The 25483-nt window shown below is 65.6% G+C and carries 24 protein-coding genes and 2 tRNA genes; 6 read left to right on the top strand and 20 right to left on the bottom strand.

All coding sequences use genetic code 11. From position 1 onward, the window contains the following. Positions 1–38: 38 nt before the first annotated feature. Together hrpB and TP2_RS11775 are read right to left on the bottom strand one after the other, a co-directional pair. Positions 39–2525, bottom strand: a complete 2487-nt coding sequence (gene hrpB, locus TP2_RS11780) for an ATP-dependent helicase HrpB (RefSeq protein WP_051692527.1) — start codon at positions 2523–2525, stop codon at positions 39–41. Beyond that, positions 2497–3249 carry a DUF3108 domain-containing protein gene (locus tag TP2_RS11775; RefSeq protein ID WP_240473751.1) on the bottom strand — a complete coding sequence of 251 codons (753 nt, stop codon included), beginning with the start codon at positions 3247–3249 and terminating at the stop codon, positions 2497–2499. Before TP2_RS11775 ends, hrpB begins: the two co-directional genes overlap by 29 nt. Positions 3250–3379: 130 nt before the next feature. Here TP2_RS11775 and meaB point away from each other — a divergent pair, with 130 nt between their 5' ends. Next, on the top strand, positions 3380–4366 hold the full coding sequence (gene meaB / locus TP2_RS11770) for a methylmalonyl Co-A mutase-associated GTPase MeaB (protein ID WP_038077473.1): 987 nt from the start codon (positions 3380–3382) through the stop codon (positions 4364–4366). Positions 4367–4378: 12 nt separating this feature from the next. On the opposite strand, the gene TP2_RS11765 is transcribed toward meaB, so the two are convergent. The 4 genes from TP2_RS11765 to TP2_RS11750 all read right to left on the bottom strand — a co-directional run bounded on the left by TP2_RS11765 (position 4379) and on the right by TP2_RS11750 (position 6970). Further along, the gene (locus TP2_RS11765; RefSeq protein ID WP_051692525.1) at positions 4379–4927 is read right to left on the bottom strand and encodes a copper chaperone PCu(A)C; all 549 of its coding nucleotides are present in this window, start codon (positions 4925–4927) and stop codon (positions 4379–4381) included. Between the two features lie 189 nt (positions 4928–5116). After that, complete coding sequence (gene rpmB / locus TP2_RS11760; protein WP_038077471.1) at positions 5117–5404, bottom strand: 50S ribosomal protein L28; 288 nt, start codon at positions 5402–5404, stop codon at positions 5117–5119. 181 nt (positions 5405–5585) lie between these two features. After that, entirely contained in the window at positions 5586–6242 is a 657-nt protein-coding gene (locus tag TP2_RS11755) for a GntR family transcriptional regulator (protein WP_038077469.1), read from the bottom strand. 32 nt (positions 6243–6274) lie between these two features. Beyond that, a complete protein-coding gene (locus tag TP2_RS11750; protein WP_038077467.1) occupies positions 6275–6970 on the bottom strand; it encodes a M48 family metallopeptidase in 696 nt (231 codons plus the stop codon). Between the two features lie 124 nt (positions 6971–7094). Here TP2_RS11750 and TP2_RS11745 point away from each other — a divergent pair, with 124 nt between their 5' ends. Continuing rightward, positions 7095–7418 carry an FYDLN acid domain-containing protein gene (locus TP2_RS11745; protein WP_038077465.1) on the top strand — a complete coding sequence of 108 codons (324 nt, stop codon included), beginning with the start codon at positions 7095–7097 and terminating at the stop codon, positions 7416–7418. A 259-nt stretch (positions 7419–7677) separates the two neighbouring features. After that, a tRNA-Ala gene (locus TP2_RS11740) sits at positions 7678–7753 on the top strand. A gap of 90 nt (positions 7754–7843) precedes the next feature. Here the strand turns inward: TP2_RS11740 and TP2_RS11735 are convergent. The 8 genes from TP2_RS11735 to TP2_RS11700 all read right to left on the bottom strand — a co-directional run bounded on the left by TP2_RS11735 (position 7844) and on the right by TP2_RS11700 (position 16985). Beyond that, entirely contained in the window at positions 7844–8641 is a 798-nt protein-coding gene (locus tag TP2_RS11735; protein ID WP_038077462.1) for a PEP-CTERM sorting domain-containing protein, read from the bottom strand. A gap of 220 nt (positions 8642–8861) precedes the next feature. Then, a complete protein-coding gene (locus TP2_RS11730; protein WP_038077460.1) occupies positions 8862–10751 on the bottom strand; it encodes an acyl-CoA synthetase in 1890 nt (629 codons plus the stop codon). Positions 10752–10948: 197 nt separating this feature from the next. Then, a complete protein-coding gene (lysM, locus tag TP2_RS11725) occupies positions 10949–11386 on the bottom strand; it encodes a peptidoglycan-binding protein LysM (RefSeq protein WP_038077458.1) in 438 nt (145 codons plus the stop codon). Positions 11387–11518: 132 nt separating this feature from the next. Next, positions 11519–13300, bottom strand: a complete 1782-nt coding sequence (locus TP2_RS11720) for an ABC transporter transmembrane domain-containing protein (RefSeq protein ID WP_038077453.1) — start codon at positions 13298–13300, stop codon at positions 11519–11521. A gap of 127 nt (positions 13301–13427) precedes the next feature. Next, a tRNA-Leu gene (locus tag TP2_RS11715) sits at positions 13428–13509 on the bottom strand. A 51-nt stretch (positions 13510–13560) separates the two neighbouring features. Continuing rightward, positions 13561–14334, bottom strand: a complete 774-nt coding sequence (locus tag TP2_RS11710) for an enoyl-CoA hydratase-related protein (protein ID WP_038077451.1) — start codon at positions 14332–14334, stop codon at positions 13561–13563. Between the two features lie 215 nt (positions 14335–14549). Beyond that, positions 14550–15014: a cytochrome c-type biogenesis protein gene (locus TP2_RS11705; RefSeq protein ID WP_038077446.1), complete on the bottom strand. Its 465-nt coding sequence runs from the start codon at positions 15012–15014 to the stop codon at positions 14550–14552. A gap of 3 nt (positions 15015–15017) precedes the next feature. Continuing rightward, entirely contained in the window at positions 15018–16985 is a 1968-nt protein-coding gene (locus TP2_RS11700; RefSeq protein ID WP_038077443.1) for a heme lyase CcmF/NrfE family subunit, read from the bottom strand. 226 nt (positions 16986–17211) lie between these two features. Between TP2_RS11700 and TP2_RS18030 the strand changes: the two genes are divergently transcribed. Genes TP2_RS18030 through TP2_RS11685 form a run of 3 tightly spaced genes read left to right on the top strand, consistent with a single transcriptional unit; the run spans position 17212 to position 18774 of the window. Continuing rightward, positions 17212–17619 carry an META domain-containing protein gene (locus TP2_RS18030; RefSeq protein ID WP_051692523.1) on the top strand — a complete coding sequence of 136 codons (408 nt, stop codon included), beginning with the start codon at positions 17212–17214 and terminating at the stop codon, positions 17617–17619. A 40-nt stretch (positions 17620–17659) separates the two neighbouring features. Further along, positions 17660–18388 carry a rhomboid family intramembrane serine protease gene (locus TP2_RS11690; RefSeq protein ID WP_038077441.1) on the top strand — a complete coding sequence of 243 codons (729 nt, stop codon included), beginning with the start codon at positions 17660–17662 and terminating at the stop codon, positions 18386–18388. Further along, positions 18388–18774 (top strand): GFA family protein, encoded by a 387-nt coding sequence (locus TP2_RS11685; RefSeq protein WP_038077437.1) that lies wholly within the window; start codon positions 18388–18390, stop codon positions 18772–18774. Before TP2_RS11690 ends, TP2_RS11685 begins: the two co-directional genes overlap by 1 nt. Here the strand turns inward: TP2_RS11685 and TP2_RS11680 are convergent. The 6 genes from TP2_RS11680 to pheS all read right to left on the bottom strand — a co-directional run bounded on the left by TP2_RS11680 (position 18746) and on the right by pheS (position 25438). Next, positions 18746–20359 carry a GMC family oxidoreductase gene (locus TP2_RS11680; RefSeq protein ID WP_038077435.1) on the bottom strand — a complete coding sequence of 538 codons (1614 nt, stop codon included), beginning with the start codon at positions 20357–20359 and terminating at the stop codon, positions 18746–18748. The genes TP2_RS11685 and TP2_RS11680 overlap by 29 nt on opposite strands. A gap of 469 nt (positions 20360–20828) precedes the next feature. Beyond that, positions 20829–23237: a phenylalanine--tRNA ligase subunit beta gene (gene pheT / locus TP2_RS11675; RefSeq protein WP_038077434.1), complete on the bottom strand. Its 2409-nt coding sequence runs from the start codon at positions 23235–23237 to the stop codon at positions 20829–20831. A gap of 10 nt (positions 23238–23247) precedes the next feature. After that, entirely contained in the window at positions 23248–23535 is a 288-nt protein-coding gene (locus tag TP2_RS11670) for a YrhK family protein (RefSeq protein WP_038077431.1), read from the bottom strand. Further along, positions 23532–23927 carry an ASCH domain-containing protein gene (locus TP2_RS11665; protein WP_038077428.1) on the bottom strand — a complete coding sequence of 132 codons (396 nt, stop codon included), beginning with the start codon at positions 23925–23927 and terminating at the stop codon, positions 23532–23534. The genes TP2_RS11670 and TP2_RS11665 overlap by 4 nt, the downstream gene beginning before the upstream one ends. A gap of 72 nt (positions 23928–23999) precedes the next feature. Further along, a complete protein-coding gene (locus TP2_RS11660; protein ID WP_051692521.1) occupies positions 24000–24356 on the bottom strand; it encodes a DUF2513 domain-containing protein in 357 nt (118 codons plus the stop codon). A gap of 8 nt (positions 24357–24364) precedes the next feature. Next, the gene (gene pheS / locus TP2_RS11655; protein ID WP_038077426.1) at positions 24365–25438 is read right to left on the bottom strand and encodes a phenylalanine--tRNA ligase subunit alpha; all 1074 of its coding nucleotides are present in this window, start codon (positions 25436–25438) and stop codon (positions 24365–24367) included. Between the last annotated feature and the right edge of the window lie 45 nt (positions 25439–25483).

Here is a 25483-nt window from a genome sequence, read left to right as displayed (position 1 = left end):
AAGCGGGCGACCGGGTCAATCCGGGCAAAAGCGCGCAGTCATTTGCGGGGCTTGGCACGCAGAGTCGGGTCGGCCTCGCGCGGGTCTTCAGGCCAGGGATGTTTGGGGTAGCGCCCGCGCATGTCCTTGCGCACATCGGCATAGGAGCCTTCCCAAAAGCCCGGCAGGTCCATCGTCACCTGAATGGGTTTCTGGCCCGGCGAGAGCAGCGTGATCCGCAGCGGCAGGCGTTTCGGACCGACCGTGGGATGGGTCGTGACCCCGAACATCTCCTGCAGGCGGATCTCGATGCCGGGCGCCTCGCCCGCGTAGTCGATGGGCACGCGACGGCCCAGCGGGGTTTCAAAATGCGCGGGTGCGAGCCGGTCCACCAGCTGCATCTGCTCCCAGTCGAGCGCGGCGCGCAGCGCATCGGTGAGGTCCAGCTTGCGCAGATCGGCCTCGGTCTGGGCCTTGCCGAGATAGGGCAGCAGCCAGTCCTCGGCCGAAGCCAGAAGCCCCTCGTCGGAGAAATCGGGCAGATCGGCCCCCTGCCCGCGCAGCAGTTCGACCCGCGCCTGTAGACGGCGCGCGGCGGGTGTCATCGGCAGCCCGATCTGGCGCAGGCCGGCCAGCGCGCCATGGGCCAGCGCCTCGCGCGGGGCGTCCTTCCAGACGCGATCGTCGAGCACCAGCGCGCCGAAGCGCTCCTGCTTGCGGGCGACCACCCGGCCTTCGCGCTTCGACCAGTCGCAGACGTCAACCCACCCGATCTGATCGGCAAAGAGACGGCGCAGCTCGGCCTCGGAGATCGCGATGCCCTGCCGCACCTTCGCCTCGCGCGGATCGCCGTCGAGATCGCTCACCACGATCAGCCGCTGCGCGCCCAAGGGATCGCCCTCGGCGACCACCGCGCCCTTGCCGCCCGAGAGCACATAGCGCGGCGCATCGCCCTTGCGGCGCAGGCCCACGCGGTCAGGGTATGCGAGCGCGAGCTGCTCGGCGGGGGAATAGCTCTCGCGCGTGTCGGGCGCGAGACGGACGAGGCGTTTGGCCTCGGAGCGGATACGCTCGATCGTGCCGCGATGGGGCGTGTAGGGGTGGCGCACTTCGAAACGTCTGGGATCGTCGATGGCACTCAGGCGCAGCGTCAGATCGGCGGGCGCGCCGCGCAGCGGATCGCGCTCGGCCAGAAGGGCGGCCAGCGGCGCGGCCTCCGCACCCGCCGTCAGCAGCATATGCCCGAGGCGGGGATGCAGCGGGAGCTTCGCGAGCTTGCGCCCGTGGTCCGTAATCAGCCCGGATTTCAGCGCGCCCAATTCCTCCAGCAGCGCGCGCGCCTCGGCCATCGCGGGCGCGGGCGGCGGGGTCAGGAAGGCCAGATCGCCCCCGCCCGAGCCCCAGAGCGCCAGTTCCAGCGCCAACCCCGTCAGATCCGCCACCTCGATCTCGGGCGGGGCGAAAGCGGGCAGCGCGCCCTCCGCGCCCTTGGTCCAGAGCCGATAGCAGATGCCTTCGGCCACGCGCCCCGCACGGCCCCGGCGCTGCTCGGCCTCGGCGCGGCTCACGGGCTCGGTGACCAGCCGCGCCATCCCAGAGCTTGGGTCGAACCGCGCTCGCCGCGCGCGGCCGCCGTCGATCACGACGCGGATATCCTCGATCGTCAGCGAGGTCTCGGCGATGGCTGTCGCCAGCACCAGCTTGCGCCCCGAGGGCGCGGGCGCGATGGCGGCGCGTTGGGCGGCAAATTCCATCGCGCCGAACAGGGGCCGGATCGCGATGTCACTGGGCAAGCGGCCTTTCAGCAGCCCCTCGACGCGGCGGATCTCGCCCTCGCCGGGCAGGAAGGCCAGAAGGCTGCCCTCGCTCGCCCCGGCCGCCTCCACGATCAGCCCCGCCAGTGCCGCTTCGAACCGCATCGAGCTGTCGACCGGACGATCCAGCCAGCGCGTCTCGACCGGATAGGCGCGCCCCTCCGACACCACGATCGGCGCATCGTCGAGAAGCGCCGCCACCGGTTCGGCATCGAGCGTCGCCGACATCACCACCAGCGCCAGATCGGGCCGCAGCGCGCCGCGCACTTCCCAGGCCAGTGCCAGCCCCAGATCGGCATTCAGAGAGCGTTCATGGAATTCGTCGAAGATCACGCAGCCGATGCCCGACAGCTCCGGGTCCGATTGCAGCACGCGGGTCAGGATACCCTCGGTCACCACCTCGATCCGGGTGGATTTGGAAACCTTCGCCTCGCCCCGGATGCGGTAGCCGACGGTCTCGCCCACCGTCTCGCCCAGTGTCTCGGCCATGCGCTCGGCCGCCGCCCGCGCGGCCAACCGGCGCGGCTCGAGCATCACGATCTTGCCCTCGACCTGATCCAGAAGCGCCAGCGGCACGCGGGTCGTCTTGCCCGCGCCCGGCGGCGCCATCAGCACCGCGCGGCCATGCGCCGACAGCGCCGCCCGCAGCTCGGGCAGCACCGCATCAATCGGAAGGGAGAGGTTATCCTGGCTCACCCGGCCCTTATCGCCGAGTGAGACGGCCTTTTCCATAGATCGTGTCGGTTTCGATCCGGTCGACCTGCAAACCGCCCTTCGGGCTCGGGTCGTAATAGAGGGTGAAGGCGAAGCGGCTCTTCTCCTTCATGTCCTTCTCCGAAAAGCCCTCAAGGCGGCGATACTCGCCCGAGCAGACCAGCCCCTTGCCATCGGGCCTGGGGTTGAACAGACGCACCTGAGACCGCCGCGCCCCGTCATACATCTTCACGTCAAGCTTGCAGGCCTCGTCGCGCGGCACGTCGCGCAGCACCGCATAAAGCGCGGTCAGCGGGTCGACCGTGCCGCCCTGTTTCGCCGGATCGACATCGCGGTCCTTGGGCTTGCGCGGCGGCACGCGGCTGACTGAAACCGGGGTGCCATTGTTGTAGATGATCTCATGGCGGGAATCGCGGTTCGGCGCGTCATCCACCTCGGTATATTTGAGCGGAGTGAAGCGGCCATTCGAAAACAGTCCCGAAACGCTCGCGGTGAACTTGATCTTGCGCAGGAAGCCCACGAGCCCCGCTGTCTGCAACACCCCGTTCGCGCCATAGGCGCCCTCGGTGATCTTGCCATTGATCGAAAGTTCGCCCGCGCGGATGCCCTTGAGCTCCACGTCGAAAACGATCCGGTCGCTCTGATCGGCGCGCGCCGGCACGGCGGCAATCGGCGTCGCGAGCATGGCGGCGGCCACGACACCGGCGAGCGGCCGGGAGATGCGGGTCAGAAGAGAGGTCATTGCTTTGTTCACCTCGGGAATTTTCCATTCGCTCTGGACATAGGTCGCAGGGTGAAGGCAAGTAACCGATAAGTCTTCACGTCTCATGTCAGTTTTGACACGAAAGCAAAAAATCAGCGAAAGCCCGCCGATGAGTGACCAAAGCCCCGCCGATCTCGCCACCCGCATCCTCGCCGCAGACCGCAGGGCCCTTGCCCGCGCGATCACACTGGTGGAATCGGGACGCTCCGAGCACCGCGCGAAGGCCACGGTGCTACTGGACGAACTGGCTGGCGAAGGGCGCCAGGCGCTGCGCATCGGGCTTTCGGGCACACCGGGCGTCGGCAAATCGACCTTCATCGAAGCTTTCGGGATGATGCTGACGGCCAAGGGGCTGCGCGTCGCGGTGCTGGCGGTTGATCCCTCCTCGGCGCGCTCGGGCGGCTCGATCCTGGGCGACAAGACCCGGATGGAGCGGCTTTCACGCGATCCCAACGCCTTTATCCGTCCCTCGCCGAGCCAGGCCCATCTGGGCGGCGTCGCGCGCCGCACCCGCGAGGCTGTCAGCCTGTGCGAAGCGGCGGGTTTCGACGTGGTGCTGATCGAGACCGTGGGCGTCGGCCAGTCCGAGACGCTGGTGGCGGAGATGGTGGATCTCTTCGTGCTGCTGATGGCGCCCGCGGGCGGCGACGAGTTGCAAGGGGTCAAGCGCGGCATCATGGAGATGGCCGACCTGATCCTCGTGAACAAGGCCGACGGCGATCTGAAACCGGCTGCAATGCGCACGGTGGCCGATTATGCGGGCGCGCTGCGCCTGCTGCGCAAACGCCCGCAGGACCCGGAAGGGTTCCCCAAGGCGCTGCCGGTCTCGGCGCTCGAGGAAAACGGGCTGGAAAAAGCTTGGGACGAGATGCAGACCCTTGCAGAGTGGCGCCGTGCGAATGGGCATTTCGACAGTCGCCGGGCCGAGCAGGCGCGCCACTGGTTCGAGGCCGAGGTCCGCGAGGGGCTGCTGGCACGGCTGCGCGAAGACCCGCAGATCCGCGCGAAGATGACCGAGCTGGGCGATGCGGTGGCCGATGGGCAGAACGCGCCTTCGGCTGCTGCGGCGACGATGCTGGAGCTGCTGCACGGCTAGGCCGCGCCGAGCTTACATATCGCTTTCGGATTTATTGAGTTGCGGATCGCCATGGGTGATCTCGCCATGGGTCATGCCGCCGTGGCTGATCTCGCCATGGGTGACCGGATCGTCCTGCATCATGTCCTGACCGCGTTCAAGATCGACCGGCACATCGAGCACCATCGTCCCCGCCTTCTCGAAAACCAGCGTCAGGCGCACAAGATCGCCCTGATGGATCGGGTGGCGCAGCCCCATCATCATCACATGATCCCCGCCACGGGCCAGCAGATGCTCGCCATGGGCGGGGACCGGGAAGCCACCCTTCACCTCGCGCATCTGCATCTCGCCATTGGGGCCGACCTGATGGGTATGCAGCTCGACCCGCGCAGCGATATCCGAGCTGGCCGAGACAAGCCGGTCGTCGCGATCGGTGGTGTTGCGGATATCCATGAAGGCCGCAGCCGATTTCGAGACCGGGCTGGAGCTGCGCACATAGGCATCGACGATTTCGATCTCGTCGGCGAAGGCGGGCATGGCGATCGTGCAGGCGGCCGCCAGCATCAGGAATTTGCGGATCATCGGGGTGTCCTCCTCATGGCCCCTCCTCTGCCGGGAGGTGGCCGGTTCGCGCGTCGTCTTCAAGCTAGCGCGTCACGAGCGCGAAGCAAAGGCGGGTCCGGCGCGCCGATGGACGGGACCGCCACGAACGGCAGAAAGCCCCGCAGGAGGCTCCCGCGGGGCTTTCGCAATCTTCTCGGATCACGAGGATCAGGCGGCAGCCTGAGCCTTTTCGATCGCTTTCTTGATCTTCAGCGCCTTCGCCGACAGCTCTTCGTTCTTCGCCTTGGCGAGGAACGCGTCGAGACCGCCGCGATGGTCGACCGAACGCAGGCCGGCCGCGGAGATACGCAGCTTGAAGCTCTGGCCCAGGACGTCCGAGATCAGGGTGACATCGTTCAGGTTCGGCAGGAAGCGGCGACGCGTCTTGTTGTTCGCGTGGCTCACTTTGTTGCCCGTGGTCGGGCCCTTGCCGGTCAGTTCGCAAACGCGCGACATGGCATTCTTCCTTCGTTTCTTTCCCGGCCAGCCCACGCGAATCGCGCTCCGGCCCCAACATCAAAGGGCGCCGACTGGCAGCGCCCGAAAATCTGTTGGCGCGGAATACGGCCAAACCCGCCCCGCGTCAAGTCGTTCAAGCCGTTTTTATGGGGGCATGAGGGGCTTTGATCGCCCTGTTTTACCAGCCCCGCTGCGCCAGATGGCGCAAACCCTGCGTCACATCGGTGCGCACGGCCAGCCGGAGCGCGGGTTCGTCCCCCGCCCTGAGGGCTGCGAGAATCATCCGGTGATGGCGCGGCGGTTCGTTGCGCTGCACCTTATTGTAGAGCGCGCGCATCGTGGGACCGAGCTGCAACCAGACCGTCTCGATCACCGCCAGCATCGCGGGCGCCTGGGCGCGCAGGTAAAGCGTGCGGTGAAATTCCAGATTGGTGCGGATATAGCCCACCGCATCCTGTTTCGCGACGGCCTCGGCATTGGCCACGTTGATCGCGCTGAGGCGGTCGATCAGCGCAAGGTGTGCGCGCGGCAAAGCCCGCGAGGACAGCTCCGGCTCGATCAGCGCGCGCAACGAGGCCAGCTCCTCGATCCGCTCGTTCGACAGCTCCGGCGTGGTCACCCGGCCCGAGCTCGAGAGCGTCAGCGCCCCTTCCGCCACAAGCCGTCGCAGCGCCTCGCGCGCGGGCGTCATTGACACGTTATATTGCTTGCCCAACCCGCGCAGCGTCAGCGCCGTGCCGGGGAGAAGCTCACCCACCATGATCTGCTGGCGCAGGTTCCGGTAGAGCCGGTCATGCGCTGCGGTTTCGATCGGACGGGTGGTAATGGTCGTCATGGCACTTTTGTGATCACGTTGATGGCCTTCCGTCAATCACGAAACCGGATCGCATGGAGCGCGGAGCCCTCGCGCTTGAGCCAGGCGCGCTCGGTCTTGAAGCCCGGCCGCAACCCCGCCACGACGCGCCAGAAGGCGGGTGAATGGTTCATCTCGGCGAGATGCGCGACTTCGTGGGCCGCAACGTATTCCAGCACCTCCGGCGGCGCCATGATCAGCCGCCAGCTATAAGACAGCGCGCCCGAGGCGCTGCATGAGCCCCAGCGCGACCGGGTGTCACGCAGGGTGATCGAGCTGAACGGGCGACCAAGCTGATCCGCATAGCGCTCGCTCGCCGCTTGCAGACGCATCCGCGCGGCATGTTTGAAAAAGGTTTCGAGCCGCACGCCGAGGCGCGCCGGATCTTCCGGCGCGATCAGCCGCTCGCCATCGATGCGCGGCGCGCGCAGAGCGGCGGGTTCGACGCGCAGCGCGCGCCCCTCGAACGGGATCTCGACACCGAATCGCACCGGGCGTGCCGGCGTGATCTCATCGAGCGCCTTGCGCAGCCAGTCGGTCTGCGAGCGTGCGAATGCCAGCGCCGCGCGCTCGCTCGCGCCGCGCGGGATCGTCAGCGCCACGCGCCCGTCGACCCGCGAAACCCGCAGAGAGAAACGCCGTGCCTTGCCTGAGCGGCGCAGCACCAGCTCCAGATCGGGCAGCTCGGGAATGTGCGGTTCGCGGGACAATGTCTCTCCCTTGGGCGGGTCGCGCGGTCGCAGCCCTGAAAAAACGCACGAAAAGGCTTTGACACCCAGCCTGTGCTGTGGCAGTTGGCTGCGACTCTGCTGGATAAGTGTGCAGGAGAATTCCATGCCGAAAGAGGAATGGGGCGTCAAGCGTCTCTGCCCGCATTGCGCGAGCCGCTTCTACGACCTGAACAACGACCCGATGACCTGCCCGGTCTGCAACAACACCTTCACGCTGGAGGCGTTGAACGCCGGCAGTACGCGTACGCTGGTCACCGACAAGACCGCGTCGCAGAAGGAAGAGGAGATCGATCTCGAAGATGACGATCTCGACTCTGACAGCGGCGACGTGGATCTCGACGATGATCTGCTCGAGGATGACGATGACGACAACGTCTCGCTCGATGACATCGCCGATGTCAGCACCGAGGACAAGGAAGACAACTGACCGGGTTACCCCGGACGGGTTTTGATCAAGGCGCGAGGGCTCTCCTTCGCGCCTTTTTCCATGGCCGATGTCCTCCGCCCATGCCGTCTTCCTGACGCCTGGATCCCGCTCCCACGTCGTTTCCTGCCCCCTGCCGCAAGGGAATAATGGAGGACGCGGAAAATCCGCGCGGCGGGCGCAAAATTCCTCTTGCGCCCATCCGGCGCTTTGCCTATACGCCTCCCCACGCAGCCGGGTACGCCCGCGCTGGACCTCCGGTGGGGCCATAGCTCAGTTGGGAGAGCGCTTGAATGGCATTCAAGAGGTCAGGGGTTCGACTCCCCTTGGCTCCACCAATTCTCCTCGAGAGATGAAACGAAGACGACGCGCAAGCTGCAAACTTGCGCGTCGTCTTCGTTTGTCGCGGAATGAACCCGGGTCGAGGATCAGCTTGGCGTGCCTTCGCCGCCCCCTGCCCCCCGGCGCTGTTTCCAGCCGAGCGCGCCGAACAGGCCAAGGCCCGCCAGCATCATCCAGACGCTCGCGGGCAGCGGGACGGTTGCGGGCGTCTCGACCATCATCGCAATGTCATCGAGCGAGACGTTCATTTGCCAGGTTTGCGCTTCAAGGGCGAATTGAACGCCCAGCGTCTGCCCCTGATTGGCCTGCAGCAACGTGGTCAGATCGAAGCTCAGCGTGCTCGCGGTGCCATTGCCGAGCTGAACGCCGCCGGTCGCGGTGGCATAGATCTCCTGCACCACATCGCCCAGTTGATCGACCACCGAGACGCGGAACTGGTGGTCGGGGTCCGAGTAAAGCCCGAACAGCCCCACCCTTGCCGTGAATTCGAACGTTGCGGAGATCACCTCGTCGGGCACGGTGAAGAACTGCGTCAGGGTCGCTACGCCCGAATAGGTCGGCCGGAAAAGCGTGTCATAAAGGCCCGAAATCGGTGCGATGCTACCGCCCCGCGCCTCCGAAGAATTACTGATCGTATCGAGCTTGCTGCCAAGTCCCGGCGGCGGACGGAAGGGGATCCCCTGCGGGTTGTTCACCGGGGTTCCGTCATTGAGGACGAAGGTCTCACCCGCCGAATTGCCGGTCGTGGACCAGCCCGACAGCGTGCCGCTCTCGAAGCCGCCGTTGGTGATCAGGTCGACGCTCAGCGCTTGGGCCGCGCCAGCGGACAGGACGCTTGCCGTAGCAAGCGCGATCACCGCTTTCCAAAGACGTCCCAATGCCATCGTCCCAGTACCTTCTGCTCTGCCTCGGATCGAATCGCCCCAGTTCTTTGCCGGGTACGTGTTCTGCTTAAGGGAGAGTTAACGAGGCAAATCGGGAGAGATTTGGACCGGCTCGGGACAATATGGCGGCGCCGGGACGCTCCGCGCCACAATGTTTCCAAAATCAAAACGCCGCCCAAGAGGCGGCGTTTGATTGGTCAGGCTATGGAAACGCCGGTTTTCAGCGCGCCCAATCCCAGGGAACGGTGAATTCGCCCAGCTTGTGCACCAGCGCCTCCTCGTCACAGGCTCCTTTCGTGGCGAGATGGGCGACGAGGCCGCGCTTCTTGTCCTCGGTGACCGAGATCACATGGGCGGCAATCCCGGCCAGCTCCAGCTCGGCGTTGAGAACCCGCATGATCGCCATCTTGCGCAGATCCGGCTTGAAGATCTTGCCAACGGCCGTTTTCGGCAGTTCGTCCATGACTTCGAGATGTTTGGGCACAGCCGCGCGTTCGTGGATGTTCTTCTTGGCGTGTTCGAGAAGTTCATCGGTGGTGACCGACGCCCCCGCCATGAGCTCGACATAGGCACAGGGCAGTTCGCCCGCGAAACTGTCGGGCTGTCCGATCGCACCGACAAAGGCCACCGCCGGGTGCGAAAGCAGCGCATCCTCGATCTCGGCCGGGTCGAGATTGTGCCCGCCGCGGATGATCAGATCCTTCGCCCGGCCGGTGATCCAGAGATAGCCATCAGGATCGATGCGGCCCAGATCACCGGTGCGAAGGAAGCGGTTCTCGGCAAAGAGGTCGTGGTTCTTATCTGCTTCCGTGTAGGTGGAGCCCTCGAACACGCCGGGGTTGGCCACACAGATCTCGCCCACTTCGTCGCGTGCGCATTCGTCGAAGCTGCCATTGCGCTTCTTGAGGATGCGTACATGGGTGTAAGGCAGCGGGATCCCGACGGAGCCCACCTTCTTCTCGCCATCGACCGGGTTCACCGACACCAGACAGGTCGCCTCGGTCAGGCCGTAGCCCTCGCAGATCTCGACGCCGGTCGCCGCCTTGAAGCGGTTATAGAGCTCGATCGGGAGCGGCGCGGAGCCCGAGATCGCCGTACGCAACGAAGAGATATCGGCATCCACCGGGCGTTGCATCAGCGCCGAGATCGCGGTCGGCACCGAGATCAGGAAGGTCACCTGCCAGCGCTCGACCAGCTTCCAGAAGTTGTCGAACACGCCATCGCCACGATAGCCCGCAGGCGTCGGGAAGACGACATGCGCGCCGCTCGCGATCGCCGACATCAGGATCGGATAGGCCGCGAAGACGTGGAACAGCGGCAGCGGGCAGATCATCACGTCGGTCTCGTCAAACAGCAGCCGGCCGCCAAGCCAGCCATTGTAGATCATGCCGGAATACTTGTGCTGCGCGACCTTGGGCATGCCCGTGGTTCCACCGGTATGGAAATAGGCCGCAACCCGGTCTTCCTGCACGTCCTCGAACATCAGCCGGTCGCCCGGAAGTTTCGCCGCCTCGGCGTTGAAGTCCATCACCTTGGCATGGTGCTTGGTCTCCACCTTCGGGCGCACGAAGGGCACGATCCAGCTTTTGGGCGGGGTCAGGTAGCGATTGAGATCGATCTCCAGCACGGCTTCGACATTGGGCGCGAGACGCACGGCCTCGGCCGCTTTCTGCGCGACATCGGTCTTGGGGAAGGCCTTGAGCGTGACCAGCACTTTCGCCTTGGTCTCGCGCAGGATGCCCGCGATCTGCTCGGCGTCGAGCAGCGGGTTGATCGGGTTCACGATCCCGGCGGTAGAACCCGCGAGCAGCGTCACCGCGGTTTCCAGCGAATTGGGCAGCAGGTAGGCGACGGTATCATTCGGGCCAACGCCGAGATGGCGCAGCAGGTTCGCGGCCTGCGTGACCTTGGCATGAAGCTGCGACCAGGTCAGCGTTTCCGCCTTGTCCTTGGGCCCCGAGAGAATCTGGAACGACAGCGCGGGGCGGTCGCCATGGGCCGCCTTTGCCTCGCTCAGGAACCCATAGATCGTGGCGGGGCGGTTACGCGCCTCCCAAGGTTTTTCCGCCTCGACCGCATCACGGTCGGCAACTGTCGCGAATTTTTGCATTCTTATCCTCCCCAGAGCCGCCCGCTCCTCCGTGTGCGACCCGGAGATTAGGATGCGGCAAAACCGCCACGCGCGGCAAGGGGCGCGCCCTCGCGAAACGTCACGTCATGGCGTTTTTGACGTGGGGAAACGAGGCGCATTCTTCAAGGGAAAGGGCGCCCCGAAAGGCGCCCCTCCGCGTCATGCATCCTGCCCATTCACACTTTGGGAATGCGCAGCACCTGACCGGGATAGATCTTGTCGGGATGTTTGAGCATCGGCTTGTTCGCTTCGAAGATCGCCTGATATTTCGACCCGTTGCCCAGCGTCTTCTCGGCGATCGCCCAAAGCGTGTCGCCCTTCTTCACGGTGTGGAAGGTGGCATCGGCGGTATCGGCATCATCCTCGGTCTCGACGCTGGCCACGCCATCGACATTGCCCACCGCGAGGATGATCTTTTCCTTCGTCTCGGCATCGACCGCCTTGCCCTTGACGATGACCTTGTCGCCCTCGACCGCGAGATCGACCCCGCTGGCGTCCAACCCCAGGTCCTTCAGCTCGGCCTTGAGCGCCTCTTCCTTCGGTGCCTCGCCCGCCTCGGCCTCGCTGCCGAACAGGGACTTGCCCGCATCCTTCATGAAACTCCACAGACCCATGTCACTCTCCTGTCGCAACGGCCGGATCAGCCCCGGCCCTGCCGAAAGGATGCGGCAAGCGCGGGACGGAAGACAGGGGAAAACGGGTGGGGAATTCCACCAGAGCGGGCCGCCCCGCAACGGCGCCGTGACTTAGGCGCCGTCGGTGAATTGCAGCTTCGCCAGCTCCGCATAAAGGCCACCCTCGGCCACGAGGCTGTCATGCGTGCCTTGCGCCACGATCTTGCCCTCGTCGAAGACCACGATACGGTCAGCCTTCTTCACGGTCGCCAGACGGTGCGCGACGATCACCGTGGTGCGGGTCTTGGCCAGCTGATCCACCGCCGCCTGCACCTCTCGTTCCGAGGCCGCATCGAGCGCCGAGGTCGCCTCGTCCAGCAGCAGGATCGGCGCGTCGCGCAGGATCGCCCGCGCAATCGCGATGCGCTGCTTCTGCCCGCCCGAGAGCATCACCCCGCGCTCGCCCACATAGGTGTCGAACCCGTCGGGCAGCGCTTCGAGGAAGTCATAGGCATGGGCCGCACGCGCCGCCTCCTCGACCTCGCGGTCGGAGGCTTCGGGCCGGCCAAAGCGGATATTCTCGCGCGCCGAGGCCGCGAAGACGACCGGGTCCTGCGGCACCAGCGCGATCGCCTGACGGAAATCGTGCCGCGCCATGTCGCGCAGGTCGTAGCCGTCGATGGTGACCTTGCCCGTCTCGGGGTCCCAGAACCGCTGGATCAGCTGGATCACCGTCGTCTTGCCCGCGCCCGAGGGCCCGACCAGCGCCACCGTCTCGCCCGGCGCGATCTCCAGATCGACATGATCGAGCGCGGAGGCCTGCGGCCGCGAGGGATAATGGAAGCTCACATCCTCGAAGCGGATCGCGCCCTTGGCGGGCAGCGGCAGCGGCACGGGATGCTCGGGGTCCTTCACCTGGTCTTCGCTTTGCAAAAGCTCCACCAGACGCTCGGTCGCGCCCGCCGCGCGCTGCAACTCCGACCAGATCTCCGACAGCGCGCCGACCGAGCCCGCCACCATCACCGCGTAGATCACGAACTGCACCAGCTCGCCCACGCTCATCAGTCCTTCGCGCACATCGCGTGCGCCGACCCAGAGCACGCCGACCACGCCGGCAAAGACGAGGAAGATCACGATCACGGTCATCACCGCGCGCGTGCCGATCCGTTTCTTCGCCGAAAGATAAGCCTTCTCGGTCACCTCCGAAAACTGCTCGCGGGTGATCGCCTCATGGGTGAAAGCCTGCACGGTCTGCGCCGCCAGCAGCGCCTCGGAGGCCGAGCCGGACGAATTCGCGATCCAGTCCTGATTCTCGCGCCCCAAAACCCGCAGCCGCCGCCCCAGCACCACGATCGGCACCACGACCACCGGCACCACGAGCAGCACCAGCCCCGTCAGCTTCGCCGAGGTGAAGAGCAACATGATCAGACCACCGATCAGGATCAGCACATTGCGCAGCGCGACCGAGACGGACGAACCGATCACCGAAAGGATCAGTGTCGTATCGGTGGTAATGCGGGAGATGATCTCGCCGGTCAGAATGCGCTCGAAGAAGGCCGGGCTCATCGAGATCACTCGGTCGAACACCGCCTTGCGGATATCCGCGACGACCCGCTCGCCAAAGCGCGTGACAAGGTAGTAGCGCAGGCCCGTGCCAAGCGCGAGCAGACCCGCGATCACCAGAGCCGCGAAGAAATACTGATCGAGCAGCGCCGCACCCTTCTGGAACCCGTCCACCACGCGGCGCACCGCGAGCGGCAGGATCAGCGAGATCGAGGCGGTGGCGATCAGCGCCAGCAACGCCCCGAAGGCAAGCCCCCTGTAAGGCGCAATGAAGGGGCCGAGCCCCTTGAGCGCGCCGATCTTCTTCGTCTTGGGCCGGTCGTCGGCCGGGCCGGTGGGTCTGCGAGCCATGAAATCTCCCTTGCTTGCCTCAGGGTTTAGGGGGCGCGGCCCCCTCGGGCAAGCCTCGATTGCGCGCACGGCCCTCGCGCGCGCGTGCGCACCGCCTCACGAAAGCTCACATTTGCGAAGATCAGGCTACGGGCGGCCGGACTCGAACCGGCACGGGCTAAGCCCAAGGGATTTTAAGTCCCGTGCGTCTACCATTTCGCCACGCCCGCAGCGCGCTCTGGCTAGCGCGCGGGGGCGGGCTTGGCAAGATCGCGGCGCGCTCAGCGGCCCTCGAATTTCGGCGCGCGCTTTTCGAGGAAGGCCAGAACGCCCTCGCGGAAATCATGGCTCTCGCCCAGCCCGCCCTGCAGCTCGGCTTCCAGCTCCAGCTGCTGCGACAGGTCATTGGCATAGCCCTCGCGCAGAGAGCGTTTCACCGCCCGGTAGGCCGCCGTCGGACCATTGGCCAGATGCGCCGCCCGCGCCTGCCAGTGATGGGCAAAATCGACCTCCGCCACGGCCTCCCAGATCATGCCCCAATCGGCGGCCTGCCGCGCCGAGACCTTGTCGGCAAACAACGCCAGCCCCATCGCGCGGGCGAAGCCCACCTGACGCGGCAGCCAGTAAGTGCCACCCGCATCCGGCATTAGCCCGATCCGGGTGAAGGCCTGAATGAAGGACGCCGCCTCCGAGGCGATCACCACATCTGCCGCCAGCGCAAGGTTCGCCCCCGCCCCCGCCGCAGGCCCGTTCACCGCCGAGATCACCGGCAGGGGGCTTTCATAGATCGCCTTGAGCATCGGCTCATATTCGTCGCGTAGCACCCGCTCCAGATCGAGACCTGCCGCCGCGACCCCATCGCCCAGATCCTGCCCCGAGCAAAAAGCCCGCCCGGCCCCGGTCAGCACGATCACCCGCGCCTCGGCCTCGGCGCGTTTCATCGCCTCGAGGATCTCTGCGCGCATCTGCGTGTTGAGCGCGTTCATCACATCGGGCCGGTTGAGTGTGATCACCGCAACCCCGCCCTCGCAGGAATAGTCAATTGCCTGGAACATCGCGCGCCTCCCTTACCTCGCATCGCCGTCACGATAGCGAAGCACGTAAAATGGGAAAGCGGAACGGTGCGTCACAATGCTGAGGGGCGGCGCTGGCGGCCCGGCTGGATGCCTCCGGCGGGGATATTTGAAGCAGTTGGAAGACAAGGCCCATCATCCAACTGCCCGAAATATCCCGGGGTGAATTCGGCAAAGCCGAAGAGGGGCAGCGCCCCTTATTCCCCCATCAGCTCATTGAGGCGCTTCTGTTCGTCTTCCGAGAGCGCGGGCGCGGCCGGGCCTTCGGAGGCGTTGCGGCGCGAGCGGACATAGAAGAAGCCGCCGATCAGCGCGACGATCAGAGCCCCCGGGCCGAGATACCACAGAAGCAGGTTCGCCCCGGTCTTCTCGGGTTCGAAGAGAACATATTCACCATAGCGGTCGGTGACATAGTCGATCACCTGGCTGTCGGTATCGCCCGCCAGTAGTCGTTCACGGACCAGAAGCCGCAGGTCGCGCGACACCGCGGCGTTGGAATCGTCGATATTCTCGCCCTGACAGACGGGGCACCGCAGCACCTTGGAGATTTCGCGGGCCCGCGCCTCGAGGGTCGAATCCTTGAGAATCTCGTCCGGCTGGACCGCGAAAATCGGCCCGGCGACGACGAGAAAGACCAAGGTGACGAGCAGTTTTCTGAGCATGGCTTATTCCGCAGGTGTGGCGTTGGAGGGCACCGCGCGGGTCTTGCGCGCCCCGGCCGCCACCCGGTAGCGACGATCCGAGAGGCTCAGCAAGCCCCCGAGCGACATGATGATCGCACCCGCCCAGATCCAGTCAGCGAAAGGCTTGATATAGGTGCGCACCGCATAGCCGCCATCTTGCTGCGGATCGCCGATCACGAGGTAGATGTCGCCCAGCGGCGTGGTGTGGATCGCGGCTTCGGTCGTGGGCATGCGCTGGACCGGATAGACGCGTTTCTCGGGATGCATCGTGCCGATCAGCTTGCCGTCTTTCTCGACCGTCATCGTGCCGGTGGAGGACATGTAGTTCGGCCCTTTCACCTCTTCGACCTTGGTCAGGGTGATCTGGTAACCGTCGACGGTGAAGGGCTCATTCAGCTTGGCAACGCGGATATCCTCGATCTGGCCGGCGGTCAGAAGACCGATGCCGATAAAGGTGATGCCGAGGCCCGCATGCGCGGTAGCTTTGCCCCAATCGGCGCGCGGCAGGCGCTTGAGACGCCCGAAATTGCGCGCGGCACGCTGCCAGAGCTCGGTTGCGGCACCGAAGACGAGCCAGGAGCCCAGGAAGACGGCGATCAGCGCCAGCATCGAATTGCCGCTCTCGACCGACCAGGCGAGCCCACCCATGGCAAGCGCCAGAACCAGCGCCGGGATCAGCGGTTTCGCCACACGGCCAAGACGCGCGCGTTTCCACGGCATCATCGCGCCCACCGGCAGGATCAGCGCGAGGATCACCATGAAGGGCGTGAAGGCCTGATCGAAGAAGGGCGCGCCGACCGAGAGCTTGCGGCCGAAGAACATCTCGGCGACGAGCGGCCAGACGGTGCCGACGAACACCACGAGAGCCGCGACGGCCAGAAGGATGTTGTTCACCACCAGCGCGGTTTCGCGCGAGACCATCGAGAACACACCCTTGGCCTGCATCGAGGTCGCGCGGAACGCATACATCGTCAGTGCCCCGCCCACGAAGATCGCGAGAATGGCGAGAATGAAGATGCCGCGCTGCGGGTCGGAGGCGAAGCTATGCACCGAGGTAATCACGCCCGAGCGCACGATGAACGTCCCGATCAGCGAGAAGCCGAAGGCCATGATCGCGAGCAGGATGGTCCACGACTTCAGCGCCTCGCGCTTCTCGACCACGATGGCCGAGTGCAGCAGCGCCGCCGCCAGAAGCCACGGCATGAAGGAGGCGTTCTCGACCGGATCCCAGAACCAGAAGCCGCCCCAGCCAAGCTCGTAATAGGCCCACCAGGAGCCGAGCGCGATGCCGATGGTCAGGAAGATCCAGGCGGCCAGCGTCCACGGGCGCACCCAGCGCGCCCAGGCGGCGTCCACGCGGCCTTCGATCAGCGCGGCCACGGCGAAGGAGAAGGCCATCGAGAGGCCAACATAGCCCAGATAGAGGAAGGGCGGGTGGAAGGCGAGACCGGGGTCTTGCAGCAGCGGGTTCATCCCCTCGCCGTTGAAGGGCGGCTCGGCGAGACGCAGGAACGGGTTGGAGGTGAAGATGATGAAGCCCAGGAAAGCGACGCCGATCCAGGCCTGCACCGAGAGCACGCGGGCGCGCAGGCGGGGCGGCAGAGCGCCCCCGAACCAGGCGGCAGCCGCGCCAAACAGCGCAAGGATCAGAACCCAGAGAAGCATCGAGCCCTCGTGGTTCCCCCAGACGCCGGTGACCTTATAGAGCATCGGCTTGTCTGTATGTGAATTCGCCCAGACCAGTTTCACCGAGAAATCCGAGACCACGAACGCATAGGTGATCGCCGCAAAGCTCACCGCGATGAGCAGGAACTGTGCGGTGGCGGCCGGCTCGCCCACGGCCATCCAGCCGCGCCACCCCTTATGCGCGCCCACCAGCGGGACAATGGCCTGCACGATGGCAACGGCAAATGCGAGAATCAGGGCAAAATGCCCGAGTTCGTTGATCATGGGACTCCTCCTGTCGCGACCCGCGATCATAGAGATAACTGTCGGGCAGGCCAAGGAGGATGCGGGGCGATGTCGCAACAATTCACCGCGCCTCACGGGGGCGTGAATGGTCGAGCGCGTCTGGCCGGGGTAAGGGGGACGGGAACCGGGTTGAGATGCGGCCGGGCAAGGGCATCGCGGGCCTGCGACAGGTGCATGTCACGACAGGGAAAAACGGGGGAAAGCGATGCGTGCGATCTTGATCGGAGCGGTTCTGGGCGCGGGGCTGCTGGCAGGCTGTAAGGAAGAGCCGCGCGACCCGCTCGAGGCGGTGGCCCCCAACGTGATCTGGGAAGTGGTCGAGATCGGCGGCAAGCCGGTGCCCGACGGGGTCGAAGTGACGCTTACCCACCCCGAGAAGGGGCTGATCGCGGGTGCATCGGGCTGCAACCGCTATAACGGGCGGATCTCGGAGCATGACGGGCGGGTGCGCATCGGCGAACTCGCGGGCACTAGAATGATGTGTCCCGACGCGATGATGCAGGTCGAAGAGGATTTTCGCTCGAACATCGCCCGCGTCGATGCGGTGAAGATCGCCGATGACCGCCTCGAGCTTCTCTCTGGCGGGGAAAGCGTGATCGTCGCAACGCAATAGGGCGCTTGACCGGCGCGCGCGGCCATGGCCCACTCGCCCCATGTTCCCGTTTCGCGATCACAATCCATCCTATAACACGCCTTGGGTCACCTGGATCCTGATCGCCGTCAACTGCATCGTCTACGTGATGATCGCACCCTGGGGCTTCGACATGCGCAGCTTCTTCATGGAGAATGCGCTCTGGCCCGCGGCAATCACGCAGGGCATCGCCTGGCACGGGCTCGTCACCCATATGTTCCTGCATGGCGGCATCCTGCATCTGGCCGGCAACATGCTGTTTCTATGGGTCTTTGGTGACAATCTCGAGGACAGGCTCGGCCCGTGGCTCTTCCTCGCCTTCTATTTCGCCTGCGGTCTGGCTGCGGCACTGGCGCAGGTCGCGAGCGAGCCTGACGCGATGGTACCGATGGTCGGTGCCTCGGGAGCGATCGCGGGGGTTATGGGGGGCTATCTGCTGCTCTATCCGAAAGCGAAGATCGACGTTCTGTTCTTCTTCATTGTCTTCTTCAAGATCTGGCCCGTTCCGGCCTGGCTGGTGCTGGGCCTGTGGTTCGCGATGCAGATCCTCAACGAGGTTTCCACCGGCACCGGGGCGGGGGTCGCGCATATGGCCCATATCGGCGGCTTCGTGGCCGGGCTGATCCTGATCGTGCCGCTCTGGTATCGCCTTGGCGGCCCGCTCTTCTGGCGCCTGACCCATGGCCACCCGCCCTTCCCCGAGGCGCGGCTCACGACGACCAACATCCCCCAAGTTCCCAGGAGACGCTGATGCTGCCCGAGATCCAGACGCCCCATCGCCTGACCTGCCATTGCGGCGCCGTGGAGATGGAGGTGACGCTCTCGGATGGGCTGAACACGAAGCGGCGCTGCGACTGTTCCTTCTGTCGGCGGCGCGGGGCGGTGGCGGTGTCTGCCCCGCTGACCGGCATCCGCATCGTGAAGGGCGAGGAGAACCTGAGCCTCTACCAGTTCGGCACAATGACCGCGAAGCATTACTTCTGCAAAACCTGCGGGATCTACACCCATCACCAGCGCCGCTCGAACCCGAACCAGTTCGGGGTGAATGCGGCCTGTCTGGAGGGGGTGAACCCGCGCGATCTCGATCCGGTGCCGTGGAACGACGGCGTCAATCACCCGACAGATCGCGTCGAATGAACTCCGCCGCGCGCTCGGCGATCATGATCGTCGGCGCGTTGGTATTGCCCGAGACGAGCTGCGGCATGACCGAGGCATCAACGACGCGCAGGCCATTGACGCCCCGCACTCGCAATTGCGGATCGACCACCGCCATCTCGCCCTGCCCCATCGCGCAGGTCCCGACCGGGTGATAGATCGTATCGGCCCGCGCCCGGATATCGGCCATCAGCGCCGCGTCCGTCCCGTCATGCGGATAGAGCCTGCGCCCACGCCAGGGGCTCAGCGGCTCGGCCTCGGTGATCCGCTCCAACAGACGTGCGGCTTTCAGCATCAGCGCCGCGTCGCGCGGGTCCGACAGGAAGCCCGGATCAATCAGCGGCGCTGCGCGCGGATCAGGTGAGGCGAGCCGCAGCGTGCCGCGCGAGTGGGGCCGCAGCGGACAAATATGGGCCGACCACCCATCGGCCAGATGCGGCTTGCGCATATGCTGATCGACGATGCCCACGACGAAATGGATCTGCAGATCGGGCCGGGTCAGGCCCGGGTCCGAGCGCAGAAATGCGCCCCCCTCGGCCATCGGCGAGGCAAAGAGCCCCTCGCCATGTTTGCGCCAGCCCCCCGCCGCGCGCGCAAGCCGCATCAGCCCGCGCGGGTTCAGCCCCACGACATCGCGCCGGGGCGAGGTATAGCTGAGAATATAGTCGAGGTGATCATGCAGGTTCGCCCCCACCCCCGGCAGGTCGAGGCGCGGTTCGATCCCGTGCTCGCGCAGGTGATCCGCCGGGCCGATCCCCGAGAGCATCAGCAGCTGCGGTGAGCCGAAAGCGCCCGCAGACAGGATCACTTCGCGCGCGGCCTCGATCCGCATCCGCTTGCGCCCCTGCCGGATCACGGCGCCGGTCGCGCGGCCCTCCGCGATCTCGATCTTCTCGGCCCGCGCGCGGGTCAGAACGGTCAGGTTCGCGCGGCCCATCACCGGATGCAGATAGGCGGCGGCGGCCGAGCAGCGCTCACCCTTGCGCGCCCCGTCCCAGAATTGCGTGACCTGATAGAGCCCCGCGCCTTCCTGTTCGCCTGCGTTGAAATCCGCGTTCGGCGGGCATTGCACCGCCGCGCAGGCCTCGATGAAGGCGCGGCTGATCGCACGAGGTCGCCGCTGATCGCCGACCCGCAACGGCCCCTCGCCCCCATGCCAGTCCGTGTCACCGCGCATGTTGCGTTCGGAGGCGAGGAACCACGGCTTCACGCTGTCCCAATCCCAGCCCTCGGCCCCTGCCTCGGCCCAGCCGTCGTAATCCTCGGGCTGGCCGCGCACATAGAGCATCGCGTTGATCGCCGACGATCCGCCCAGCCCGCGCCCGCGCGGCTGGAACCCGCGCCGCCCGCCCAATCCCGGCTGCGGCGTGGTGTGATAGGCCCAATTGTGGATCGGCGGCCGCCCCGCGACCATCGCGGCGACCAGCGCCGGCGCGCGCACGAAGATGTCGCGCGCTTCGCGCCCCGCTTCGATCAGGCAGACGGTGACGGAGGGGTCCTCGGACAGCCGCGCCGCCAGAACCGCGCCCGCCGAGCCGCCGCCCAGAATGAGATAGTCGAACCGCAAGGGCCCCTCCTTCCCCTGTTCGCGGAAAGCCTAGCGGGTTTGCGGGGTTTGGGAAGCGTGACGCGGGGTCGGAAGGGTAAGGGACGCGCCCGAGCCTTGGGAGGGTGCTTTGCTCCGATGGTGGCTTGGCCCTTTATCTCGAAAGCCCGAACGACGCTCGGTATCGCGAAGACATCGCCAATGCGCCCTCCCGGGGGGAGGGTCGGGCGCGGCCCGGGGCTGGTCGCCCCGCGCCAGTGGAAACGCCCGGATCAGCCGCGCAGCGGCCCGGGCAGCGCCCGACCGCCCCCTCGGGCGGGCGCTTGGGGGCGTTTGCGCGGGGATCGAGGTCATCCGGGATTGGCGGGAATAAAGTGACGACCTCTGAGGGCAGCGCGCCCACCCGGCGGTCAGCCCCTGCCCTCGGCTCCACAAAAGAAAACGCCCGGTCCTTGCGAACCGGGCGCTCCGAACTCTCTCGCGAGAAACCTTAGCTGCGCAAAGTGCCGCCGGTGGCCTTGCTCACCTTCTCGACGATCTTCTTGCTCACCGCCTCGATCTCGGCATCGGTGAGCGTCTTGTCGGCGGGCTGCATCCGCACCGACAGCGCAATCGACTTCTTGCCCGCGCCCATCTGCTCCTCGGCTTTCGGGCCGGTGAACTGGTCGAAGACATTGACGCTCTCGATCAGCTTCTTGTCCGCGCCAAGTGCGGCATTCACCGCCGTCAGCGCCTCGACGCCTGCATCCACCACGAAGGCGAAATCGCGCTCGACCGCCTGCAGATCCGAGATCTCCAGAGCCGGCCGCGTCGCGCCCTTCTTCTTCGGGAAGGGGATATTTTCCAGCCGGATCGTGAAGGCGACCGCCGGGCCTTTCACGCCCATCTCGCGCAGCACCTTGGGATGGACCTCGCCGAAGGTGGCCAGCACATTCGGGCCAAGCGCCATATTGCCCGCGCGACCGGGGTGCCACCAGGCGTCCAGCTTGCGGTTGATCTGCGCACGCGCCGGCGCGCCGATCGCGGCCAGCACGGCCTCGGCATCGGCCTTCGCATCGTACAGATCCACCGGACGGCGCGAGCCAAAGGGATCGCGCGGGGCGGAGTAACCGACCAGAAGCCCGGTTGCCTGCAAAACCTGCTCACCCGGCTCGCCGCCCGCGAAGGCGGGGCCGACCTCGAAGAGCGCCAGATCGGCAAAACCGCGCGCCTGATTGCGGGCGGCCGCCTGCAACAGACCGGGCAGCAGGTCGGGCCGCATATGCGTCATTTCCGAGCTGATCGGGTTTTCCAGCTTCGTAGCATCCGCGCCACCGCCGAAGAGCCTGGCCGAGGCCTCGTCGATGAAGCTGTAGGTCACGCATTCATTGTAACCAAGCGCCGCCGTCGTGCGCCGCGCCATGCGCTCGCGCTGCTGCATCGGGGTCAGGATCGCGCCGGGAACACCGGTGGTCTCGCGGGCCATCGGCTTGCCTTCGAGCTTCGTCAGCGAGGCGATGCGCGCCACTTCCTCGACCAGATCGGCCTCGCCCAGAACGTCGGGGCGCCAGGTCGGGGGCGTCGCCATGTCACCGTTCAGCGTAAAGCCCAGAGCTTCCAGCGTCTCGCGCTGCGTGGCTTCGGGGATCTCCATGCCGACGAGCGAGATCACACGAGCCGGATCGAGCCGGTAAGCGCGGCTGACATCGGGCACCGCGCCGTCCTTGATCAGATTCGACACCTCGCCACCGCAGAGATCGACGACCATCTTCGCCGCCAGATCGAGCCCCGGCAGGGTGAAGGCCGGATCGACGCCACGCTCGAAGCGGTAGCGCGCATCCGAGTTGATCTTCAGCGCCCGGCCCGTTGCCGCGATGGTGATCGGGTCCCAGTAAGCGCTCTCGAGGAACACATCGACGGTGTCCTCATCCGCGCCGGAGGCTTCGCCGCCCATGATACCGGCGAGGCTTTCGACACCATTGTCATCGCAGATCACCATGTCGCCCGCGCGCATCGTGTAGGTTTTCTCGTCGAGCGCGAGGAACTCCTCGCCACCCTCCGCAGGCTTGATCACCAGATTGCCCGCCACCTTCTTCATGTCGAAGACGTGGAGCGGCCGGTTCAGGTCATAGGTGAAATAGTTGGTGATATCGACCAGCGTCGAGATCGGGCGCAGGCCGATCGCTTTGAGCCGCTTTTGCAGCCACTCGGGGCTGGGGCCGTTCTTCACGCCCCGGATCACGCGACCGGCAAAGAGCGGGCAGCCCTTGTCCTTCAGCGCGGGGTCGATGGTGACGGAAACCGGCGCGTCGAACGCCCCTTCGACCGCCGGGATCTCCAGCGGCTTGAGCTTGCCCAGGCCCCGCGCGGCCAGATCGCGGGCGACACCGCGCACACCCAGAGCATCGGGACGGTTCGGCGTGATCGCGATCTCGATCACCGGATCCACCGCCTCGGGACGGTTCGCCGCCAGCCAGTCGGTGAACTTCTGTCCGACCTCACCCGAGGGCAGTTCGATGATGCCGTTATGCTCGTCCGACAGCTCCAGCTCGCGCTCGGAGGCCATCATGCCGTGGCTTTCCACCCCGCGAATATTGCCGACCGACAGGGTCACGTCGATGCCGGGCACATAATCGCCGGGCTTGGCGAGAACGACCGTGATCCCGGCGCGCGCATTGGGCGCACCGCAGACGATCTGCTTCACACCCTCATCCGTCTCGACCATGCAGACGCGCAGACGATCGGCGTCGGGATGCTGCTCGGCCGATTGCACCTTGGCGAGCGTGAACGTCTCCAGCTTCGACGCGGGGTTCACGACCTCCTCGACCTCAAGGCCGAGATCGGTGAGCGCCTCGGCGATCTGATCGACGGTGGCGTCGGTCTCGAGATGGTCCTTGAGCCAGGACAGGGTGAATTTCATCGGTCTTCCCTCAGGATGTCTTGCGCTGCGCGAGGTCCTTGTAATCCCCCATCTTGAGGAGTTTCAACTCCCGCCAGAGCCGGATCGAGGGTTTTGCGGCGAAAAGCACCGAGCCGATGAGGAAAAGCCAGGTCGCGGCGAAGGTGAGGCTGTCATAGAAGAAGAAGATCGAACCGATGATGAAACACAGCGCCGCGCCGAAATCGACCGCCGTATAGGCGATCTCGGTGAGCGCGTAGAAGCGGCGCTGCTCGGGCGTGTGTTCGTGGCGGGGGGTGTCGAAGAGGCGGTTCGTCATGGTTTGGCTCCTTGCAGGTCTTCGACCAAGCGAAACCGCTCGCAGACGAGTTCCATTTCCGGGTGAAAACCTCCGTTACGCTCGAAATAGGCCTGATGGCCTTGCCGCCAGCCTTCCAGCGTCTCGTCCTCCCCCTCGGCCAGCGCGAAATCCTCATCGACATCGCAAAACCGCCGGATCGTGACCTCGACGGTCTCGATCATGATCGCGGGCTTGCCGTCCCAGTCGAGCGCGATATCGCGCCGTCCCACCACCGGCATATCCTCGCCCCCTTCGGTGAAATAGGTGAGCGCGCCGCAGGTGGCGGTCTTCTTGCCTTCGCGGATCAGGGTGAGGAGTTCGTCGCAGAGCGCGCGGCTGTCGCCGAAAGTGAAGGTGATGGGGGTGGGCATGGGGCTTCCTTTTTGGGTTGGGAAGCGGGATCGTGGCTCATTTCTCGTTTTCGTAGGCATGAACCCGAAAAACTAAAGCTTTAGGCCCGTCCGATTTTCAATCTGTTGTCGCAAGAGGCCGATAGCGAGCGCTTTGATAACATCGAGCGTTGCACTGCCACCTTCTTTCGCGACAACCTCCTTCGTTTTCGCCCAAATACCCACGTCGCGCGTAGCGTTGAGAAACTCATGTCCAGCGAAAGTTAGTCTGAAATAGCCCATCGTTGGATCTTTACCACTGACCCAACCAGCATCCTTCATGAGAATAAGCTGGTATTCGTCTCCCCCAACGAGTGACGCCTCGATATCTACGAAGCCAACCGCGAGCTCATCTTCAGCTTCCGCCTCTTCAGCGAGGATCAATAGCTCGCGCATGCGGTCTGCATCCATTCGAGGCATTAGCGGCTCAACCCACCAGCCACCGTCGGCAGATCCAGCGCGCTGAACCCATAGTGCTTCAGCCAGCGCAGGTCGCTCTCGAAGAACGCCCGCAGATCCGGGATGCCGTATTTCAGCATTGCGAGGCGGTCGATGCCGATGCCAAAGGCGAAGCCCTGCCATTCGTTCGGGTCGATCCCGGCGGCTTCGAGCACTTTCGGATGCACCATCCCCGAGCCGAGGATCTCCATCCAGTCGTCGCCCTCGCCGATCTTGAGCGAGCCGCCCTCCCAGGAGCAGCGGATATCGACCTCGGCCGAGGGCTCCGTGAAGGGGAAATGCGAGGCGCGGAAGCGCAGCTCGACGCCCTCCACCTCGAAGAAGGCCTTGCAGAACTCCTCCAGCACCCATTTCAGGTTCGCCATCGAGATGTCGCGGCCGATCGCCAGACCTTCGACCTGATGGAACATCGGCGTGTGGGTCTGGTCCATGTCCATGCGGTAGACGCGGCCCGGCGCGATCACGCGGATCGGCGCGCCCTGCTCCAGCATCGCGCGGATCTGCACCGGCGAGGTATGGGTGCGCAGCACATGCGGCGGGCGGTCGTCGCCTTCGTCGCGATGCATGAAGAACGTGTCATGCTCCTGCCGGGCGGGGTGTTCGGGCGCGATGTTGAGCGCGTCGAAATTGTGCCAGTCGTCTTCGATCTGCGGGCCTTCGGCGACCGCAAAGCCCATATCGGCGAAGATCGCGGTGACCTCGTCCATCACTTGGCTGACGGGGTGAATGGTGCCTTGACGGCGCGGGCGGCCCGGCAGCGTCACGTCGAGCCATTCCTCGCGCAGCCGCGCATCGAGGGCGGCATCGGCCAGCGCTGCCTTCTTCGCGCGCAGCGCCGCGTCGATCTCGTCTTTCAGCACGTTGAGCGCTTTGCCGGTGGTCTGACGCTCCTCCGGGGTCATCTTGCCCAGCTCGCGCATCTTCAGGCTGATCTCGCCCTTCTTGCCCAAGGCGGCCAGACGGATCTCTTCCAGCGCGGCCTCGTCGGTCACATCGGCCACGGCGCTCAGGTATTTCTCGCGAAGCTCTTGCATGTCATTCCCCGGGAATTTTCTTGGGTGACGGGTTAGCCGCGCCGC

This window comes from Thioclava pacifica DSM 10166 (assembly GCF_000714535.1).
Lineage (GTDB): Bacteria > Pseudomonadota > Alphaproteobacteria > Rhodobacterales > Rhodobacteraceae > Thioclava > Thioclava pacifica.
The sequence above is the reverse complement of the archived record's forward strand: the minus strand, read 5'-3'. Positions and strand labels throughout refer to the sequence as shown.

Coding starts and splice junctions, on each gene's coding strand:
- hrpB (WP_051692527.1), bottom strand. CDS start 2,525: ATGGAAAAGGCCGTCTCACTCGGCGATAAGGGCCGGGTGAGCCAGGAT.
- TP2_RS11775 (WP_240473751.1), bottom strand. CDS start 3,249: ATGACCTCTCTTCTGACCCGCATCTCCCGGCCGCTCGCCGGTGTCGTG.
- meaB (WP_038077473.1), top strand. CDS start 3,380: ATGAGTGACCAAAGCCCCGCCGATCTCGCCACCCGCATCCTCGCCGCA.
- TP2_RS11765 (WP_051692525.1), bottom strand. CDS start 4,927: ATGATCCGCAAATTCCTGATGCTGGCGGCCGCCTGCACGATCGCCATG.
- rpmB (WP_038077471.1), bottom strand. CDS start 5,404: ATGTCGCGCGTTTGCGAACTGACCGGCAAGGGCCCGACCACGGGCAAC.
- TP2_RS11755 (WP_038077469.1), bottom strand. CDS start 6,242: ATGACGACCATTACCACCCGTCCGATCGAAACCGCAGCGCATGACCGG.
- TP2_RS11745 (WP_038077465.1), top strand. CDS start 7,095: ATGCCGAAAGAGGAATGGGGCGTCAAGCGTCTCTGCCCGCATTGCGCG.
- TP2_RS11735 (WP_038077462.1), bottom strand. CDS start 8,641: ATGGCATTGGGACGTCTTTGGAAAGCGGTGATCGCGCTTGCTACGGCA.
- TP2_RS11730 (WP_038077460.1), bottom strand. CDS start 10,751: ATGCAAAAATTCGCGACAGTTGCCGACCGTGATGCGGTCGAGGCGGAA.
- lysM (WP_038077458.1), bottom strand. CDS start 11,386: ATGGGTCTGTGGAGTTTCATGAAGGATGCGGGCAAGTCCCTGTTCGGC.
- TP2_RS11720 (WP_038077453.1), bottom strand. CDS start 13,300: ATGGCTCGCAGACCCACCGGCCCGGCCGACGACCGGCCCAAGACGAAG.
- TP2_RS11710 (WP_038077451.1), bottom strand. CDS start 14,334: ATGTTCCAGGCAATTGACTATTCCTGCGAGGGCGGGGTTGCGGTGATC.
- TP2_RS11705 (WP_038077446.1), bottom strand. CDS start 15,014: ATGCTCAGAAAACTGCTCGTCACCTTGGTCTTTCTCGTCGTCGCCGGG.
- TP2_RS11700 (WP_038077443.1), bottom strand. CDS start 16,985: ATGATCAACGAACTCGGGCATTTTGCCCTGATTCTCGCATTTGCCGTT.
- TP2_RS18030 (WP_051692523.1), top strand. CDS start 17,212: ATGCGTGCGATCTTGATCGGAGCGGTTCTGGGCGCGGGGCTGCTGGCA.
- TP2_RS11690 (WP_038077441.1), top strand. CDS start 17,660: ATGTTCCCGTTTCGCGATCACAATCCATCCTATAACACGCCTTGGGTC.
- TP2_RS11685 (WP_038077437.1), top strand. CDS start 18,388: ATGCTGCCCGAGATCCAGACGCCCCATCGCCTGACCTGCCATTGCGGC.
- pheT (WP_038077434.1), bottom strand. CDS start 23,237: ATGAAATTCACCCTGTCCTGGCTCAAGGACCATCTCGAGACCGACGCC.
- TP2_RS11670 (WP_038077431.1), bottom strand. CDS start 23,535: ATGACGAACCGCCTCTTCGACACCCCCCGCCACGAACACACGCCCGAG.
- TP2_RS11665 (WP_038077428.1), bottom strand. CDS start 23,927: ATGCCCACCCCCATCACCTTCACTTTCGGCGACAGCCGCGCGCTCTGC.
- TP2_RS11660 (WP_051692521.1), bottom strand. CDS start 24,356: ATGGATGCAGACCGCATGCGCGAGCTATTGATCCTCGCTGAAGAGGCG.
- pheS (WP_038077426.1), bottom strand. CDS start 25,438: ATGCAAGAGCTTCGCGAGAAATACCTGAGCGCCGTGGCCGATGTGACC.